The organism is Halopseudomonas xinjiangensis (genome assembly GCF_900104945.1).
GTDB lineage: Bacteria > Pseudomonadota > Gammaproteobacteria > Pseudomonadales > Pseudomonadaceae > Halopseudomonas > Halopseudomonas xinjiangensis.
In genome coordinates, this window is record NZ_LT629736.1 from 2,851,769 (window position 1) to 2,868,222 (window position 16,454).

General features: G+C 61.9%; 15 protein-coding genes. 11 read left to right on the plus strand and 4 right to left on the minus strand.

Translation table 11 applies throughout. The features are described from left to right. The first annotated feature begins 406 nt into the window (after window positions 1-406). The 5 genes from fmdA (at window position 407) to BLT85_RS13370 (ending at window position 5,937) form a co-directional block, all read left to right on the plus strand. Complete coding sequence (fmdA, locus tag BLT85_RS13350; protein ID WP_093395641.1) at window positions 407-1,636, plus strand: formamidase; 1,230 nt, start codon at window positions 407-409, stop codon at window positions 1,634-1,636. Window positions 1,637-1,708: 72 nt separating this feature from the next. After that, entirely contained in the window at window positions 1,709-2,032 is a 324-nt protein-coding gene (locus BLT85_RS13355; protein WP_093395643.1) for an FmdB family zinc ribbon protein, read from the plus strand. A 53-nt stretch (window positions 2,033-2,085) separates the two neighbouring features. Next, window positions 2,086-3,720, plus strand: coding sequence for a sigma-54 interaction domain-containing protein (locus tag BLT85_RS13360; RefSeq protein ID WP_093395645.1), 1,635 nt, complete (start codon window positions 2,086-2,088; stop codon window positions 3,718-3,720). A 29-nt stretch (window positions 3,721-3,749) separates the two neighbouring features. Further along, window positions 3,750-4,796 carry an aliphatic amidase gene (locus tag BLT85_RS13365; protein WP_093395646.1) on the plus strand — a complete coding sequence of 349 codons (1,047 nt, stop codon included), beginning with the start codon at window positions 3,750-3,752 and terminating at the stop codon, window positions 4,794-4,796. A gap of 67 nt (window positions 4,797-4,863) precedes the next feature. Next, window positions 4,864-5,937, plus strand: coding sequence for an AAA family ATPase (locus BLT85_RS13370; protein ID WP_093395648.1), 1,074 nt, complete (start codon window positions 4,864-4,866; stop codon window positions 5,935-5,937). A 164-nt stretch (window positions 5,938-6,101) separates the two neighbouring features. Here the strand turns inward: BLT85_RS13370 and BLT85_RS13375 are convergent, their stop codons facing one another. From BLT85_RS13375 to rpmE, 3 genes are all read right to left on the minus strand, one after another. Beyond that, window positions 6,102-7,364 (minus strand): malic enzyme-like NAD(P)-binding protein, encoded by a 1,263-nt coding sequence (locus tag BLT85_RS13375; RefSeq protein WP_093395650.1) that lies wholly within the window; start codon window positions 7,362-7,364, stop codon window positions 6,102-6,104. 148 nt (window positions 7,365-7,512) lie between these two features. Further along, window positions 7,513-8,310: a thermonuclease family protein gene (locus tag BLT85_RS13380; protein ID WP_093395652.1), complete on the minus strand. Its 798-nt coding sequence runs from the start codon at window positions 8,308-8,310 to the stop codon at window positions 7,513-7,515. A 15-nt stretch (window positions 8,311-8,325) separates the two neighbouring features. Then, window positions 8,326-8,541 (minus strand): 50S ribosomal protein L31, encoded by a 216-nt coding sequence (gene rpmE / locus BLT85_RS13385; protein WP_093395654.1) that lies wholly within the window; start codon window positions 8,539-8,541, stop codon window positions 8,326-8,328. Window positions 8,542-8,704: 163 nt separating this feature from the next. Between rpmE and BLT85_RS13390 the strand changes: the two genes are divergently transcribed. From BLT85_RS13390 to BLT85_RS13415, 6 genes are all read left to right on the plus strand, one after another. Further along, window positions 8,705-10,957 carry a primosomal protein N' gene (locus tag BLT85_RS13390; RefSeq protein WP_407920147.1) on the plus strand — a complete coding sequence of 751 codons (2,253 nt, stop codon included), beginning with the start codon at window positions 8,705-8,707 and terminating at the stop codon, window positions 10,955-10,957. A 90-nt stretch (window positions 10,958-11,047) separates the two neighbouring features. Next, window positions 11,048-12,793 carry an arginine--tRNA ligase gene (argS, locus tag BLT85_RS13395; RefSeq protein ID WP_093395659.1) on the plus strand — a complete coding sequence of 582 codons (1,746 nt, stop codon included), beginning with the start codon at window positions 11,048-11,050 and terminating at the stop codon, window positions 12,791-12,793. A 5-nt stretch (window positions 12,794-12,798) separates the two neighbouring features. Continuing rightward, window positions 12,799-13,392, plus strand: coding sequence for an SPOR domain-containing protein (locus BLT85_RS13400; RefSeq protein WP_093395662.1), 594 nt, complete (start codon window positions 12,799-12,801; stop codon window positions 13,390-13,392). Window positions 13,393-13,551: 159 nt separating this feature from the next. Continuing rightward, a complete protein-coding gene (gene hslV / locus BLT85_RS13405) occupies window positions 13,552-14,082 on the plus strand; it encodes an ATP-dependent protease subunit HslV (RefSeq protein ID WP_093395664.1) in 531 nt (176 codons plus the stop codon). A gap of 19 nt (window positions 14,083-14,101) precedes the next feature. Then, window positions 14,102-15,439 (plus strand): ATP-dependent protease ATPase subunit HslU, encoded by a 1,338-nt coding sequence (hslU, locus tag BLT85_RS13410; protein WP_093395666.1) that lies wholly within the window; start codon window positions 14,102-14,104, stop codon window positions 15,437-15,439. A 63-nt stretch (window positions 15,440-15,502) separates the two neighbouring features. Beyond that, a complete protein-coding gene (locus BLT85_RS13415; protein ID WP_093395669.1) occupies window positions 15,503-15,874 on the plus strand; it encodes a gamma-butyrobetaine hydroxylase-like domain-containing protein in 372 nt (123 codons plus the stop codon). A gap of 195 nt (window positions 15,875-16,069) precedes the next feature. On the opposite strand, the gene BLT85_RS13420 is transcribed toward BLT85_RS13415, so the two are convergent. Next, a complete protein-coding gene (locus tag BLT85_RS13420; RefSeq protein ID WP_093397768.1) occupies window positions 16,070-16,345 on the minus strand; it encodes a polyhydroxyalkanoic acid system family protein in 276 nt (91 codons plus the stop codon). Window positions 16,346-16,454 lie beyond the last annotated feature (109 nt).

Consider the following 16,454-nt stretch of genomic DNA (forward strand, 5'->3'; position numbering starts at 1 on the left):
GCGAGTTCTCGTCCCCCCTCCACTCACCTGTCGATCCAACCCTGAGCAACCCCTGTGCCATGTGCCGCTGTGTCCGCTGGTTTTTTACCCGGGCCGCAGATAAGCCGCTGTTATGACTGGTTTTTATTTCTCCGTTGCCAACGCCGAGTGCCTATCCAAGTCGATCAGCGCGCTGCCCCCAGATCGAGCGGGATGACATTGTCATGCCAATGTCAACTCGGCGGACTGACATTGTCACAGCCAGGGCATCAGACAATCTGCCAATACCTGACCATCCATTCGTATCCAATTGTTTTACCTGATTATTTTTGATCCGTGACAAAGCTGGCACGGCATCTGCTCTAGGGGTTTCACCGGCCGAGCATACAGGCCCGATATGCCCCCACCACCAAGAGGATGCGCCGTCATGGCTGAGACACTGATCAAGATCGATCTGAACAAGAGCCCCAAGGAACACGACAATATTCATAATCGCTGGCACCCCGACGTGCCGATGGTGGCGACCGTCAAGCCGGGCGCTGACTTCATCATCGAGTGCATGGACTGGACTGGCGGGCAGATCGGCAACAACGACAGCGCCGAAGATGTGCGCGATGTCGACCTGACCAAGGTTCACTATTTGAGCGGCCCGGTCGCGGTCGAGGGCGCCGAGCCCGGCGACCTGATGGTGGTGGATATCCTCGACATCGGCGCCTTCGCCGATCAGATGTGGGGTTTCAATGGCGTCTTCGCCAAGGAAAATGGCGGCGGCTTCCTGACCGAGCACTACCCCGAGGCCCGCAAGACCATATGGGACTTCAACGGCATCTACACCAAGTCGCGCCACATTCCGGGCGTCGAGTTCATCGGTCTGATGCATCCGGGCCTGATCGGCTGCCTGCCGTCGCAAGAGCTGCTCAATGAATGGAACTCGCGTGAGCAGGCGCTGATCGACACCGACCCGGATCGCGTTCCCGGCCTGGCCAACCCGCCCTACGCACCAACCGCCCACGTCGGCCGAGCCACAGGCGATGCCGCGAACAAGATTGCTGCCGAGGGCGCGCGTACCGTCCCGCCGCGCGAGCACGGCGGCAACTGCGACATCAAGGACCTGACCAAGGGTTCCCGAGTGTTCTTCCCGGTGTATGTAAAGGGCGGCGGCCTGTCGATGGGCGACCTGCACTTCTCCCAGGGAGATGGCGAAATCACCTTCTGCGGCGCCATCGAGATGGCCGGCTGGATTCATATCCGCGTCAATCTGATCAAGGACGGCGTGAAGAAATACGGCGTGAAGAATCCGATCTTCCAGCCCAGCGACCTGGCGCCAAGCTACAAGAAGCATCTGATATTCGAAGGTATCTCGGTCGACGAGAACGGCAAGCAGCATTACCTGGACGCACACGTCGCGTACCGCCAGGCGTGCCTGAACGCCATCGAATACCTGAAGAAGTTTGGCTATAGCGGTGCACAGGCCTATTCGATCCTCGGCACTGCGCCGGTGCAAGGCCATATCAGCGGCATCGTCGATGTGCCCAACGTGTGCGCAACGGTGTGGATCCCCACCGAAATCTTCGACTTCGACATTCAGCCCAATGCCGAAGGACCCAAGATCATGGTCAGCGGAGACGAAGTCCCTACTGCCAAGTGGAACAAGTAACGCTCGCACCAGCCGGCCGCGCCAGTTCGGAGCAGCCGGCTTCCTTCATTCGCACCACCAGGGAGCATTTACATGCCTGTCTACGACTTTGATTGCCCCGATTGCGGCGCGTTCGAAGCACTGCTACCCAGCGCCGAGCGCAATCTGCCACGCAGCTGCCCCGTCTGTGAGCAACCCATGCAGCGGCTGGTTTCGGCCCCCCGTTTGCAAGTGATGAACAGCCTGCAACGCACAGCCCATGAGACCAATGAGCGCAGCGCTCACGCGCCCAAAGTCAGCCACGGGCACAGTTGTTGCAGTTCCAGTAGCTGTAGCCACAAACCCCGAGTCGATGGGCAGCCGCCTGCGCTCAAGCAACAAACCGGCCCACGCCGTCCCTGGATGATCAGCCACTAAGCGCTGCGCAGACGGTACGGGGCCACACACCTGCGTACCGGAGACTGCACAGCATGACGATTTCCCTCCCGGAACGGATGTCCCAGCAGATGAAGCGCGAACTGGTCGTGATTCTGGAAATGGCCAAGCTGATGGAAAAGCCCCTCGATGCGCCGCGCACGATTCAGGGGCTGCTCCGCCTGCTATCTCAACTGTATGGTCTGAACTGCGGCCGGGTCAGTCTGCCTGATGCCGCCACCAGTACCCTGCAGGTTCGCTATTCCTACGGACTATCACCGGAAGATCTGAAAGCCGGGCGCTTCAATCTGAATTTCAATGAGGGCGTGACCGGCTATGTCATGCGTACCGGCTCGATCGGCCTGGTGCCGGACGTAGACAAGGAGCCGCTGTTCATCCACCGCATCACCGAGCTGTCGCACCACGGCGGTGGGCGCATGGCATTCATCGCCGTACCGATCCTGGAGAGCGGCACGCCGATTGGCGTGCTGTCCGTACAGCGCGAAGGCTTGCATGAACGTCCGTTCGACAACGATATCAGTCTGCTACGCGTCGCCGCGGCGATGATTGGCCAATTGCTACGCATCCACAAGTTCGTCGTCGAGCAGACGGCACATCTGGTCAAGGAAAATCAGAACCTGCGCCATAGCATCGCGGTGGAGGGGATGCTCAAGCAGAGCCTCGCTCACGGCATCCTCGGCACCAGCCAGTCCTTGATGGATGCGGTGCGCTCGACGATTCAGGTCGCGCGCAGCGACGCGCCGGTGATGCTGCTGGGAGAGTCCGGCACCGGCAAGGAAAAATTCGCGCGGATGATCCACCAGCAGAGCGACCGTCGCGAGAAACCGTTCATCTGCATCAATTGCGCGGCGATACCCGCCGAGCTACTCGAGTCCGAACTGTTCGGGCATGTGAAAGGCGCGTTCACCGGCGCCTCGCAGAACAAGCTGGGCAAGATCATCCAGGCCGAGGGGGGCACGCTGTTCCTCGACGAAATCGGTGACATGCCATTAGCCCTGCAATCGAAATTGCTGCGTGTACTACAGGAGAAGAAAGTCGATCCGATCGGCAGCATGCAGTCGGTCCCCGTGGATTTCCGGGTGATCACCGCGACCCACGTCAATCTGCAGGAATCCGTCAATCAGGGCAGCTTCCGCCTCGATCTGTTCTACCGCTTGCATGTGGTTCCCGTGCACCTGCCGCCTCTGCGTGAACGCCAGGAAGACATCAAGCAGTTGGCGCTGCACTTTCTCAACGAACTCAACCATCACTACGAGCGCAATTGGAGCCTGGCCGGGGACGCCTTTGCGGTGCTCGAGCACTTCGACTGGCCGGGCAACATCCGCCAGTTGCAGAACGTATTGGAGCGCACCGCGCTCACCAGCGACGAAGATCTGATCACCGGCGACAAGCTTCGCCAGAGCCTGGCTAAGGAAAGCTCCATTCATATACCGCAGCGGCATGCCTCAACTACACCGGCCTCCGTCGATGTCGCGGTAAGCACCGGCGCGGAAAATCGCGCCTACGGCCGCTCGTACAACTGGGTCCAGCAGGACGAAGCGGAAACCATCCGCGCAATGCTTGCGCTGACCAACAACAACCAGTCGGAGGCTGCGCGTCGCTTGAACATCAGCCTCCGACAATTGCGCTACCGGGTCGACAAGCTGGGCATCGAACGCCCACGACCCTGACAAACCCCAACCCGATACGGAGAAAAGCCATGCGTCATGGTGATATTTCAAGCAGTCCCGATACCGTTGGTGTCGCCGTCGTCAATTACAAGATGCCTCGCCTGCATACCCGCGACGAAGTACTGGAGAATGCCCGCAAGATTGCCGACATGATCCTTGGCATGAAGAAAGGCCTTCCCGGCATGGACCTGGTGGTGTTTCCCGAGTACAGCACCATGGGCATCATGTACGACAACGACGAGATGATGGCCACCGCCACGACCATCCCTGGTGACGAGACGCGCATCTTCAGCGAAGCCTGCAAGCAGGCGAAAACCTGGGGCATCTTTTCGCTGACCGGCGAACAACACGAAGAGCACCCGCACAAGGCGCCGTACAACACGCTGATCCTGATCAACGACAAGGGCGACATCGTCCAGAAATACCGCAAGTGCATCCCCTGGTGTCCGATCGAAGGCTGGTACCCAGGCGACCGAACCTACGTCACCGAAGGCCCCAAGGGCATGAAGATCAGCCTGATCATCTGCGACGACGGCAACTATCCGGAGATCTGGCGCGATTGCGCGATGAAGGGTGCCGAGCTGATCGTGCGCTGCCAGGGCTACATGTACCCGGCCAAGGAGCAACAGGTGTTGATGTCCAAGACCATGGCCTGGGCCAACAACTGTTATGTGGCGGTGGCCAACGCGGCCGGCTTCGACGGTGTGTACTCCTACTTCGGGCACTCGGCGCTCATCGGTTTCGACGGCCGTACCCTGGGTGAATGCGGCGAAGAAGAGATGGGCATCCAGTATGCGCAGCTGTCCGTTTCGCAGATTCGCGATGCGCGGGCCAATGACCAGTCGCAGAATCATCTGTTCAAGCTGCTGCACCGCGGCTACACGGGCATGTACAACTCCGGTGATGGCGATCGCGGCGTCGCGGATTGCCCGTTCGACTTCTATCGCACCTGGGTACTGGATGCCGAAAAGGCGCGCGACGATGTCGAGAAGATGACTCGCAGCACCATCGGCGTCGCCGACTGCCCGGTGGGCGAGCTGCCCCATCCCGGCCGCGACCGCGAAGCCGGAGCCTGAGCAGTTTCGGGCGGCCCCATCCGGGCCGCCTCTTTTCCGTGCTCATCCGCTGACAGGAATCGACCCCATGCCCTTTATCAACGAAGTGCTGGAGCATAATCAACGCACCAGCGGCGCCACTGCGCCCAAGCTTACCTCGCGCTTTCGTTTCGACCCGGACCAGGTCATCGCCCGGCTGCGCTCACGCATCGTCGGTCAGGATGCTGCGCTGGATGCCATCGCGGCCAGCCTCACGGTGATCAAGGCCGAACTCGGCGACCCGCGCAAACCGCTCGCGGTCATCCTGCTGATGGGCCCAACTGGTGTCGGCAAAACCGAAACCGTGCGCCTGCTGACCGAGGCGATCCACGGCAAGGCCGATGCGCTGTGCCGCATCGATATGAACACCCTGGCGCAGGAGCATTACGCCGCCTCGCTGACCGGCGCGCCGCCCGGCTACGTTGGCAGCAAGGAAGGCACCACGCTGTTCGACAAGGCGGCCATCGAGGGCAGCTTCGGCACCCCTGGCATCGTCCTGTTCGACGAACTGGAAAAAGCCAGTGAACCCGTAGTCCGCGCCTTGATGAATATCTTCGACAACGGTCAGCTGCGGCTCAGCTCCGGCACCGCTACGCTGGATTTCCGCAACAGTTTGATCTTCATGACCAGCAACATCGGCGCCCAGGCACTGTGGGACTATCAGCAGCGCCAGAGCCGCGGCTGGCGTAAATGGTTGCCACATGGTTGGCAGGTCAGCACCGAAGCCAGACTGGTCGACGAAGCGCTGGAAAAACAGTTCTCACCCGAGTTTTTGAACCGCATCGATCACCGGGTGAGCTTTCAGCGGCTGGGCAACGACCAGGTCGGACAACTGGTTGATCTGGCTCTGGAACGATTGAACCAGCGCCTGGCGCGCCAGCAGGTGCAGCTGATGCTGGATACGCATTTGAAGTCATGGCTCGGCGAGCAAGGATTCGATCGCCGCTACGGTGCTCGTTCAATGGCACGTGCGTTCCGCCATCATGTCGAGCCTGCCGTGGCCCGTCGGCTACTGGAGGAGCCCGATGCAGCGGGGGACGTGCTGCGTGCCAGACTGGAAGGCGATCGCATCGTCATCGAACCGCTGGACACCACAGACTGCGCTGCGCAGCGCCACCGCTAGGCTCAAGCGCGGGTGCGGCGCGCAGACTCATCGGGCCAGGTCGGCCCCGCCACGAACATCGCTTCAGCAATAATGAGCAGTCCCGTGGGAAGCGCGACCCGCGGCGATCCATCAAATAAAAAACCCCGCACGAGGCGGGGTTTTTTGTTTGCCGCGAGGGTCGCTTACTTGACGTCTTCGACCGACTTCAGCGGGTAGTGCGCCGGGTAAGGCTGGGTAGCCACGCCCGAATCGATGGCGGCCTGGGCCACAGCGGCTGGCACGCGCTCGATCAGACGGACGTCCATCGGCTTGGGAATGATGTACTCGCGACCGAACTCCAGCTTGATGCCGCCGTAAGCCTCGGACACGTACTCCGGAACCGGCTCCTTGGCCAGCTCACGGATCGCGTGAACAGCGGCGATCTTCATTTCCTCGTTGATGCGAGTAGCACGAACGTCCAGCGCACCGCGGAAGATGAACGGGAAGCCCAGTACGTTGTTCACCTGGTTCGGATAGTCCGAACGACCAGTAGCCATGATCACGTCAGGACGCGAAGCCTTGGCCAGCTCCGGCTTGATTTCCGGATCAGGGTTGGAACAGGCGAAGACGATCGGGTTCTCGGCCATCAGCTTCAGGTCCGCCGGGGGCAGCAGATCCGGACCGGACAGACCAACGAAGACGTCAGCGCCCTTCAGAGCGTCGGTCAGGGTGCGCTTGTCGGTCTCGGTGGCGAAAATCGCCTTGTATTCGTTCAGGTCGTCGCGGCCGGCGTGGATCACGCCCTTGCGGTCGAGCATGTAGATATTCTCGACCTTGCAGCCCATGCTGACCAGCAGCTTCATGCAGGCAATAGCCGCAGCGCCAGCACCCAGGCAGACGATCTTGGCGTTTTCAAGGGTCTTGTCGGCCAGCTCCAGCGCGTTGATCATCGCCGCAGCGGTCACGATGGCGGTGCCGTGCTGATCGTCGTGGAAAATCGGAATATTGCACTGCTCGATCAGCGCGCGCTCGATCTCGAAGCACTCGGGTGCCTTGATGTCTTCGAGGTTGATGCCTCCGAAGGTGCAGGAGATACGCTTGACGGTGTCGATGAAGGCTTGCGGGCTTTCGGATTCAACTTCGATGTCGAACACGTCGATGCCGGCAAAACGCTTGAAAAGAACGCCCTTGCCTTCCATGACCGGCTTGCTCGCCAACGGGCCGAGGTTGCCCAGGCCGAGGATGGCGGTGCCGTCGGAAATGACCGCAACGAGGTTGCCCTTTCCGGTGTATTTGTAGGCGTTTTCCAGATCCTTGGCGATTTCGCGAACAGGCTCTGCAACACCCGGGCTATAGGCCAGCGCCAGATCACGGGCAGTGGCTGTCGGTTTGGTCAGCTCTACGCTCAGCTTGCCCGGACGCGGGTAGGCATGATACGCGAGTGCATCGGTTCTCAAATCGGACATTGTCTATTTTTCCGGTCAGGTTGCTCATGCGGGCGGTCGAGAATACCGAAAAGCACCAGTCGTAACAAGGTTATTCACGGACCGGTGTCAAGGACATATTCGTATAATGGTGCGCCATCTGAGCCGAATGCAGCATGAAGCGCGGCGATCATTCAACATTCCGCAGCATGCTGTCATGGCGTACCGGCAACATGAAGCGCTGATGACCCCGATTTACACTGCGCTGGCCGCGTCGGTCGATGACCCAGCCGCGCGCTTCGACCAGCTCGCCCTGCATTGCGGAAGGATCTCGACCGGCCAACACGTTGCGGTCATCCTGGGGGATGCGCAACACCACCTGGCCATCCAGCGCCAGCCACCAGAACCGTCCGGCCTTTTCCGCCGAGCGCACGGTACCCCGCACTATCTGGAACCCGCCGCGCTCAAGCCTGGATGCCTCGATCACCGGATGCCCCGACCAGAGCCCACGACCTGTGGTTCTCGCAGCTTTCTCGGCCGCCGCATGACACTGCACCATGTCCAGGTTAGGCGGTACGCCGATGGCGAAGCCGAGCCCTTCGGCCAGCAATTGCGCTTCGAGATTGGTGCCACCGGCATCGAACAGATGGCCTAGCGTCCGCCCGTAGCGGTCGCGTGGCTCCTCGCCGGGTACCAGGTACAAGGGCTTGCCGCGGGTCAACTGTTGCAAGCGTTGCTCGGCTGCGCGTGCAAAGGGTTCCGATGCTTTGCCCTCGCGGCCGATCTCCGGCGCATTGATGCCGATCAGCCGCACCCGGCGTCCATCAGTAAGTTCCAGCGTGTCGCCATCGAACACCGTACGGCTGTGAACCCGGACGGCGTCGTCCTCGGGCATCCGGCAGGCATCGGCCTGCGCCAGCCCGGTGAAAAGCCAGACAACAAAAAAGGCGCTCCACTGGAGCGCCTTTCTGGTCTCGAACCCTGCCATGACGGCCGGCGAGTCTTACTTCTTGGTGCTGACGGCGCCGAAACGCTGCTTGAAGCGCTCGATACGGCCGCCGGTGTCCAGTACCTTCTGCTTGCCGGTATAGAACGGATGGCACTCGGAGCACACGTCCAGGTGGATCGGCTTGCCCAGGGTGGAACGCGTGGTGATCACGTTGCCACAGCTGCAGTTAGCCTGGATTTCTTCGTACTTGGGATGCAGATCAGCTTTCATGGGGTGTTCCTCGATTGGTGTGCCGCCACCTGACCTACTTGATCTGGCACCGCACTGGATAATTCAAAGCCGATACCAGACGCGCATCCAGGTACCGGAAAATCAGGCCGGCGATGATAACAGAAACCGGCGCTTACGCAAGCATCACCGGCAAGCGCCCAGAATGCTAACATCTGCCCACTGTTCGCAAGAGTATTTCGAATCCGTGCCCATTCTTCAGGTTGCCCTACCCTCCCCGCTGCGCCGATTGTTCGACTACCGCAGCCCGGTAGGCGTGCGCGCGGAAGACTGCGGGATCGGTCAGCGGGTCCGGGTACCCTTCGGCAACCGGCAGATGGTGGGAGTAATTGCCGGCTTGAGCGATACATCCGAGCTGCCTGCCGCCAAGCTCAAGCGCGCGCTCGAACTCATCGATCTGCAGCCATTGCTGCCCGAGAGCCTTTGGCAACTATGCACCTGGACGGCGAGCTACTATCAGCACGGCTTGGGCGATACGCTGAGCAGTGCCCTGCCGGTGCTGCTGCGCCAGGGTGAACCGGCGCTGGCGCGTCAGGATCGGTTATGGAAGCTGACTACCGGCACCTACCCCGAACACCCGGCCATAGCTCGGGCGCCGAAACAGAAGGAAGCCGTGCAGATTCTCGCGCGCCACCCACACGGCCTTTCGCATGCCCTGATCGGCCAGTGGGGACTGACCCGCGATTGTCTCGAAGCACTCGAGCGCAAAGGGCTCGCCGAACGCATCAGCCAGTCGCACCACCACGTCGACGAGCCGCTTCCTTTATTACGTGAAGCGCCGCTCACCGCCAATAGCGAGCAGTCCGAGGCACTGGCGGAGATTGTCGCGAAACAGGGATTCGCCACCTGGCTGCTGGAGGGCGTGACGGGCAGCGGCAAGACCGAGGTCTACCTGCAGGCAATCGAACATGCGCTGCGCCAGCACAAGCAGGCACTGGTGCTGATCCCGGAAATCGGCCTGACGCCGCAGACGCTGGAACGCTTCCGCAAACGCTTCAGCGTGCCGGTCGTCATCCTGCATTCCGGACTCAACGACCGCGAGCGGCTGGACGCCTGGATTGCCGCGCGCGACGGCGAAGCCGGGGTGATCATCGGTACCCGTTCGGCAATTTTCACGCCTCTGGCGCGGCCCGGGCTGATCATCGTCGATGAAGAACACGATCTTTCCTATAAACAGCAGGAAGGCTTGCGCTACAACGCGCGCGATCTCGCCGTGTACCGCGGCCACCTGGAACAGACCGGCGTGCTGCTAGGCTCGGCCACCCCGTCGCTGGAAAGCCTGCACAACGTGCAACGTGGGCGCTACCAGCGCCTGCGCCTGACCCAACGCGCCGGCAACGCCAGTCCGCCGCGCTTCGAGTGTCTGGACATCCGCAGCCGACCGCTCGACGGTGGGCTGTCACGACCGCTGACGGGGCTTATCGGCGAGCACCTGCGTGCCGGCAATCAGGTCCTGGTATTCATCAACCGCCGCGGTTTTGCGCCGACCCTGATGTGTCACGACTGCGGCTGGATAGCCGAGTGCAAGCGCTGCGACGCGCGCATGACCGTGCACCAGGCGCCAGCCCACCTGCATTGTCACCACTGCGGCAGCCAGCGGGCCGTGGATCGTCACTGCCCCAAGTGCAATGGCGAAGATCTGCGACCGCTCGGCGCCGGCACCGAGCGCACCGAAGAGCAGCTGGTGCAGAGCTTCCCGGACGTACCGGTAATGCGCATCGACCGGGACAGCATGTCGCGCAAGCAGGCGATGGCGGACATGCTGCGGCGCATCCATAGCGGCGGGCGCTGCATCCTGGTGGGCACCCAGATGCTCGCCAAGGGGCACCATTTCCCGGACGTGACGCTGGTAGCGATTCTCGACGCTGACGGTGGACTGTTCTCCGCCGATTTTCGCGGGCCGGAGCGTATGGCCCAACAGATCACGCAGGTCGCCGGGCGCGCCGGGCGCGCCGACAAGCCCGGTCAGGTGCTGATTCAGACGCACATGGCCGAACACCCGCTGTTGATCGATCTGACCGAGCACGGCTACCCGGCGATTGCCGAGCGTGAGCTGGCCGCGCGCCAGTCGGCCAACCTGCCGCCGTACAGCTTTATTGCGCTGCTGCGTGCCGAAGCCAATGCCGCAGCCCTGGCCAATCAGTTTCTTGAAGAGGCCTGCAGCTGGGCCGAACAGCTCTGCACAGATAACACTCTGCAAGGCATCGAACTGCTCGGCCCGGTGCCCTCGCCCATGGAACGCCGCGCCGGTCGATTCCGTGCGCAGCTGCTGATCCAGGCGGGGCAACGGTCGGTGCTGCATCAGCTGCTGCATATCTGGCTGCCGCAGCTCGAGGTCCATCCGCTCGCCCGCAAGGTACGCTGGTCACTGGATGTCGATCCGCTGGACATGTTTTGAGCTGATCAGCGCATCCGATTTGGCAAGTGCCCACTTAAGCCGGATAATGCCGGGTTTTCCAACAGGCCCTGCCCGGACACTCGATTACCCATGAAGAACCTGATCAGCCAGCTGCTCGCCGAAGCCGTGGAGACCCTGAAAAGCCAGGGCGTGCTCCCGGCCGATCTGTCCCCGTCGATCCAGGTGGAGAATGCCCGTGACAAGGCGCATGGCGACTTCGCCAGCAATCTGGCGATGATGTTGGCCAAGCCTGCCGGCATGAAGCCGCGCGACCTTGCCGAGAAGCTCGTCGCGGCCATGCCCGCACATGAGGCGGTCGCTCAGGTCAATATTGCTGGCCCCGGTTTCATCAACATCTTCCAGGACAGCGCCTGGCTGGCTGGCCAGCTTGAGTCCGCTCTGGCCGACGAGCATCTGAGCGTCGCCCCGGCCAACCCGCCGCAGCGGGTGGTGATCGACTACTCCTCCCCGAACCTGGCCAAGGAAATGCACGTCGGCCATCTGCGCTCGACCATTATCGGTGACGCGGTTGCGCGGATACTCGAGTTCCTCGGCCACGAGGTGATCAGGCAGAATCACGTAGGCGATTGGGGCACCCAGTTCGGCATGCTCCTGGCCTATCTCGAAGAAAACCCGGTCGCTGCCGAATCCGAGCTGGGCGATCTGGAAAACTTTTATCGCCAGGCAAAGAAGCGCTTCGACGAGGATGCAACCTTCGCCGACCGCGCCCGCGAGCGCGTCGTGCAATTGCAGGCTGGTGACCAGGCCTGCCTGGACCTGTGGCACACGTTCAACGATATATCGCTCGGGCATTGCCAGGCCGTGTACGACCGGCTTGGCGTATCATTGCGCCGGGATGACGTGCGTGGCGAAAGTGCCTATAACGACGAGCTTGCCGACATCGTTCGCCAGCTCGAAGCAACCGGCCTGCTGACCGAAAGCGAAGGCGCCCGCTGCGTGTTCCTCGATCAGTTCACCAACAGCGAAGGCAAGCCGCTGCCGGTGATCGTGCAGAAGGCAGGCGGTGGCTACCTGTACGCCACGACCGACTTGGCGGCTATGCGCTATCGAAACAACGCGCTCCACGCCGACCGGGTGCTGTATTTCGTCGACCAACGCCAGGCGCTGCACTTCCAGCAGGTGTTCGCCGTGGCGCGCAAGGCTGGGTTCGTGCCGGAAAGCATGGAGCTCGAGCACATGGGCTTCGGCACCATGAACGGCGCTGATGGCAAGCCGTTCAAGACCCGCGACGGTGGCACGGTCAAGCTGGCCGACCTGCTCGAGGAAGCCGAGCAGCGCGCCTATCGTCTGGTACAGGAAAAGAATCCGGACCTGTCGGCTGACGAGCTGCGCCGTATCGCCAAGGCGGTCGGCATCGGCGCGGTCAAATACGCCGATCTGTCCAAGCATCGCAGCAGTGATTACAGCTTCAACTTCGAGTTGATGCTCAGCTTCGAAGGCAATACCGCGCCCTACCTGATGTATGCCTATACCCGAGTCGCGAGCATCTTCCGCAAGCTCGAGCGAAGCATGAACAACCTGGACGACCTGGCCCCGTTGAAACTTGAAGCAGACGCCGAGACTGAGCTGGCGGCGCATCTGGCACAGTTCGGCAATACGCTGAACTACGTCGCCCGCGAAGGAACCCCGCATGTGTTGTGCACCTATCTGTACGAACTGGCGGGCCGCTTTTCCAGCTTCTACGAACAGTGCCCGGTGCTTGCCGCGGAACGAGCGGAGCAGCGCGACAGCCGCTTGCGCCTGTCCGCCCTGACTGGACGAACGCTGCGTCAAGGCCTTAACCTGCTCGGCATCGACACATTGGAGCGCATGTAAGCAGCATGGCCAAAGGACGCAAAGCCCCTACCCGCGGAGCCAGCCGGCAACAGGCTTCCAGCCGCCCGCGGATTCCCGGCTGGCTATGGATGGTCAGCGGACTGGTTATCGGCCTGTTCGTTGCGTTTCTGTTCCAGCTGGAACCCGGCCGCGAGACCGTCAAGCGCGACGCGGTTCCACCGAAGCCGGCGCAGCAGGCATCTCGTCCGGCGAAACCGGCGGAGCAGCAGCCGCGTTACGACTTCTACACGCTACTGCCCGAGTCAGAAGTAATCGTGCCGGAGACGGCCGTGCCCGAGCAGGCGCCGACCGAGCCGCCGAAGACCGAAGACAAGGCCACAGCCCAGCCAGCGACGCGATATTTTTTGCAGGCCGGCTCCTTCCGTCAGCGCGCCGACGCTGACCGTGTGCGCGCCCAGATCATCATGCTGGGCCTGGATGTGCAGTTGGAAAATGCCAAGCTCGGCAGTGGCGAAACCTGGTACCGCGTTCAGGTAGGTCCTTTCCAGGATCGCAACAGCCTGGGCAACGCGCAAAAGACCCTGGCCGGCAACGGCTTCGACAATCTTCTGTTACAACAACGCACCACCAAGCAATGACCGCATAGCCGCGCCCAGCGCGGCTATCGAATCCCATGTGCTTCTCCCCCGCCCGGATCGACCAGGCTCACGGTTGAAATCCCCTCCCATGCCCCAACATAACCGGGATGGCAGATCACTGCCGCCCCGTTTACCCCGTCAGCCAATTGGGAGCTGCTTGTGACTACAATCGTATCCGTCCGCCGCCAGGGCAAGGTCGTCATCGGTGGCGATGGCCAGGTGTCGCTGGGCAACACCGTCATGAAGGGCAACGCGCGCAAGGTGCGCCGCCTGTACCGCGACCAGGTCATTGCCGGTTTCGCCGGTGGTACTGCCGATGCGTTCACCCTGTTCGAGCGTTTCGAGGCGCAGCTGGAAAAGCATCAGGGCAATCTGGTACGTGCCGCCGTGGAGCTGGCCAAGGACTGGCGTACCGATCGTGCCCTGCGCAAGCTCGAGGCGCTTCTCGCGGTCGCCAACAAGGATGCCTCGTTGATCATCACCGGTAATGGTGACGTGATCGAACCGGAGGAAGGGCTGATCGCCATTGGCTCCGGCGGCCCGTTCGCCCAGGCCTCCGCGCGCGCCCTGCTGATGCATACCGATCTCTCCGCACGCGAGATCGTCGAGACCAGCCTGAACATTGCCGGCGATATCTGCATCTATACCAACCGTAACCTGACGATCGAGGAGCTGGACGCCAATACCTGAGGCGCCCGGAAACATACGCATGTCCATGACACCCCGTGAAATCGTCCATGAGCTCGACCGTCACATCATCGGTCAGCAGGATGCCAAGCGCGCCGTCGCCATTGCCTTGCGCAACCGCTGGCGGCGTCAGCAGTTGCCGGAAGCGCTGCGCCAGGAAGTCACCCCCAAGAATATCCTGATGATCGGCCCAACCGGCGTAGGCAAGACCGAAATCGCCCGTCGTCTGGCCAAGCTGGCCCAGGCGCCCTTCATCAAGGTGGAAGCAACCAAGTTCACCGAGGTCGGCTATGTCGGCCGCGATGTCGAATCGATCATCCGTGACCTGATCGATGCTGCACTGAAGATGCTCCGCGAAAAGGAAATGGAAAAGGTACGCCACCGCGCCGAAGACGCCGCCGAGGATCGTATCCTGGACGCCTTGCTGCCGCCTGCCCGCGGATCGGGCGATGAGTCGGTCCGGCAGGACAACAGCACGCGCCAGCTCTTTCGCAAGCGCCTGCGCGAGGGCGAGCTGGACGACAAGGAAGTTGATATCGAGGTGGCCGAAGCACCGGTCGGCGTCGACATCATGGCGCCGCCCGGCATGGAAGAGATGACCAGCCAGCTACAGAACATGTTCTCCAGTTTCGGCAAGGGCAAGCGCAAGACCCGCACACTGAAGGTCAAGGACGCCATGCGGATGATTCGCGATGAAGAAGCCGCGCGCCTGGTCAACGAAGATGAACTCAAGACCCGCGCGATCGACGTCGTCGAGCAGAGCGGCATCGTCTTCATCGACGAGATCGACAAGGTCAGCAAGCGTGCCGACAGCGGCGGCGGTGCCGACGTGTCGCGCGAAGGCGTGCAGCGCGACCTGCTGCCGCTAATCGAAGGGTCGACCGTCAACACCAAGTTCGGCATGGTCAAGACCGATCACATCCTCTTCATCGCCTCGGGCGCCTTCCATCTGACCAAGCCGTCGGATCTGATACCCGAACTACAGGGACGTCTGCCGATCCGTGTCGAGCTGCAGTCGCTCTCACCGCAGGATTTCGAGCGTATCCTCACCGAGCCGGACGCCTCGTTGACCGAGCAGTACCGTGCATTGATGCAAACCGAAGGGCTGGAGATTCAGTTCGCTCCCGAGGCCATCTCCCGGCTTGCCGAGATCGCCTGGCAGGTCAACGAGAAAACCGAAAACATCGGCGCACGCCGCCTGCACACGGTACTCGAGCGCCTGCTCGAAGAAGTCTCGTTCAGTGCTGGCGACCTGGCCTCGTCCCAGGAGGGCAATGCACTGGTGATCGACGCGGCCTACGTCAACGAGCACCTCGGCGAGCTGGCGGTGAACGAAGATCTGTCACGCTACATTCTTTAAGCTCAGCTGCCAGCGGCAGGTGATCCCGGTCTCCGGGCCTGCCTGCCGCTTGATGGAGTCGCCATGGTCCCTACCGACATCAAGCTGCAAAAGTCCTCGCGCACACTCAGCCTGACCTATGCCGACGGGCAGACCTATGTCTTGCCCGCCGAATATCTGCGCGTGTATTCGCCCTCTGCCGAGGTGCGTGGCCACGGCAAGCCGGTGCTGCAGACCGGCAAGCTTAACGTCGGCTTTACCGGGCTGGCGCCGGTGGGCAACTATGCGCTGAAGCTGGCCTTCGATGACGGCCACGATACGGGCCTGTACAGCTGGGAGTATCTGTATGAACTGGCGACCCGGCAGGAAGAGCGCTGGCAAGCCTACCTCGACGAGCTCAAGGCAGCCGGAGCCAGCCGCGACCCGGAGGTCTCAGCGGTAAAACTGATGCTCTAGCTCGCAGTTCCACCGTTACAGTCCGGCCGGTACCGTTTCGAAGCGCGACAGAGCAGCATCTCGACAACAGACGGACTCTCCAGCGCCTTGAGGTTGTCCGCAAGGGTATGGCGGGACGAGAGAGCCGCGCTGCGGCGTCTGCGTCGAGAGGCGGCGCCAGCGCTCCCTGACCCGAGTCCGGACTCGCCTCCGAGATCAGGCGAGATATTTATCCAGAGCCTTCTCGATTTCGCCTTTGACCATGCCTGCCATGGGCGTGAACATCAGGCCCAGCTTGACGGTGACTTCGACCAGCTGATCGCTGACGCGGATCACCCCGTCCGCGCCGCTGCGTTTGAAAGTCAACTCGTCACCTTCCCAGCTGCACTCGGCGCCAAGCTTCTGCGCAAGCTTATCGGCAAGCTTTTCGGCGCGCTCCCGAGCCGTTTCCTTGCCGAGGTTGTGTTCGCGGGTGATTTCCACTGTTGCCATGACGTCGTTTTGCCTCGAAAAAAGCGCTAGCATGCCGCAAAGCCCGCAGGTCGTCATCTGCAGGCTGCGACAACCGCGCGCCGCATTGCGCGCGACGCCGCAGAAAAAG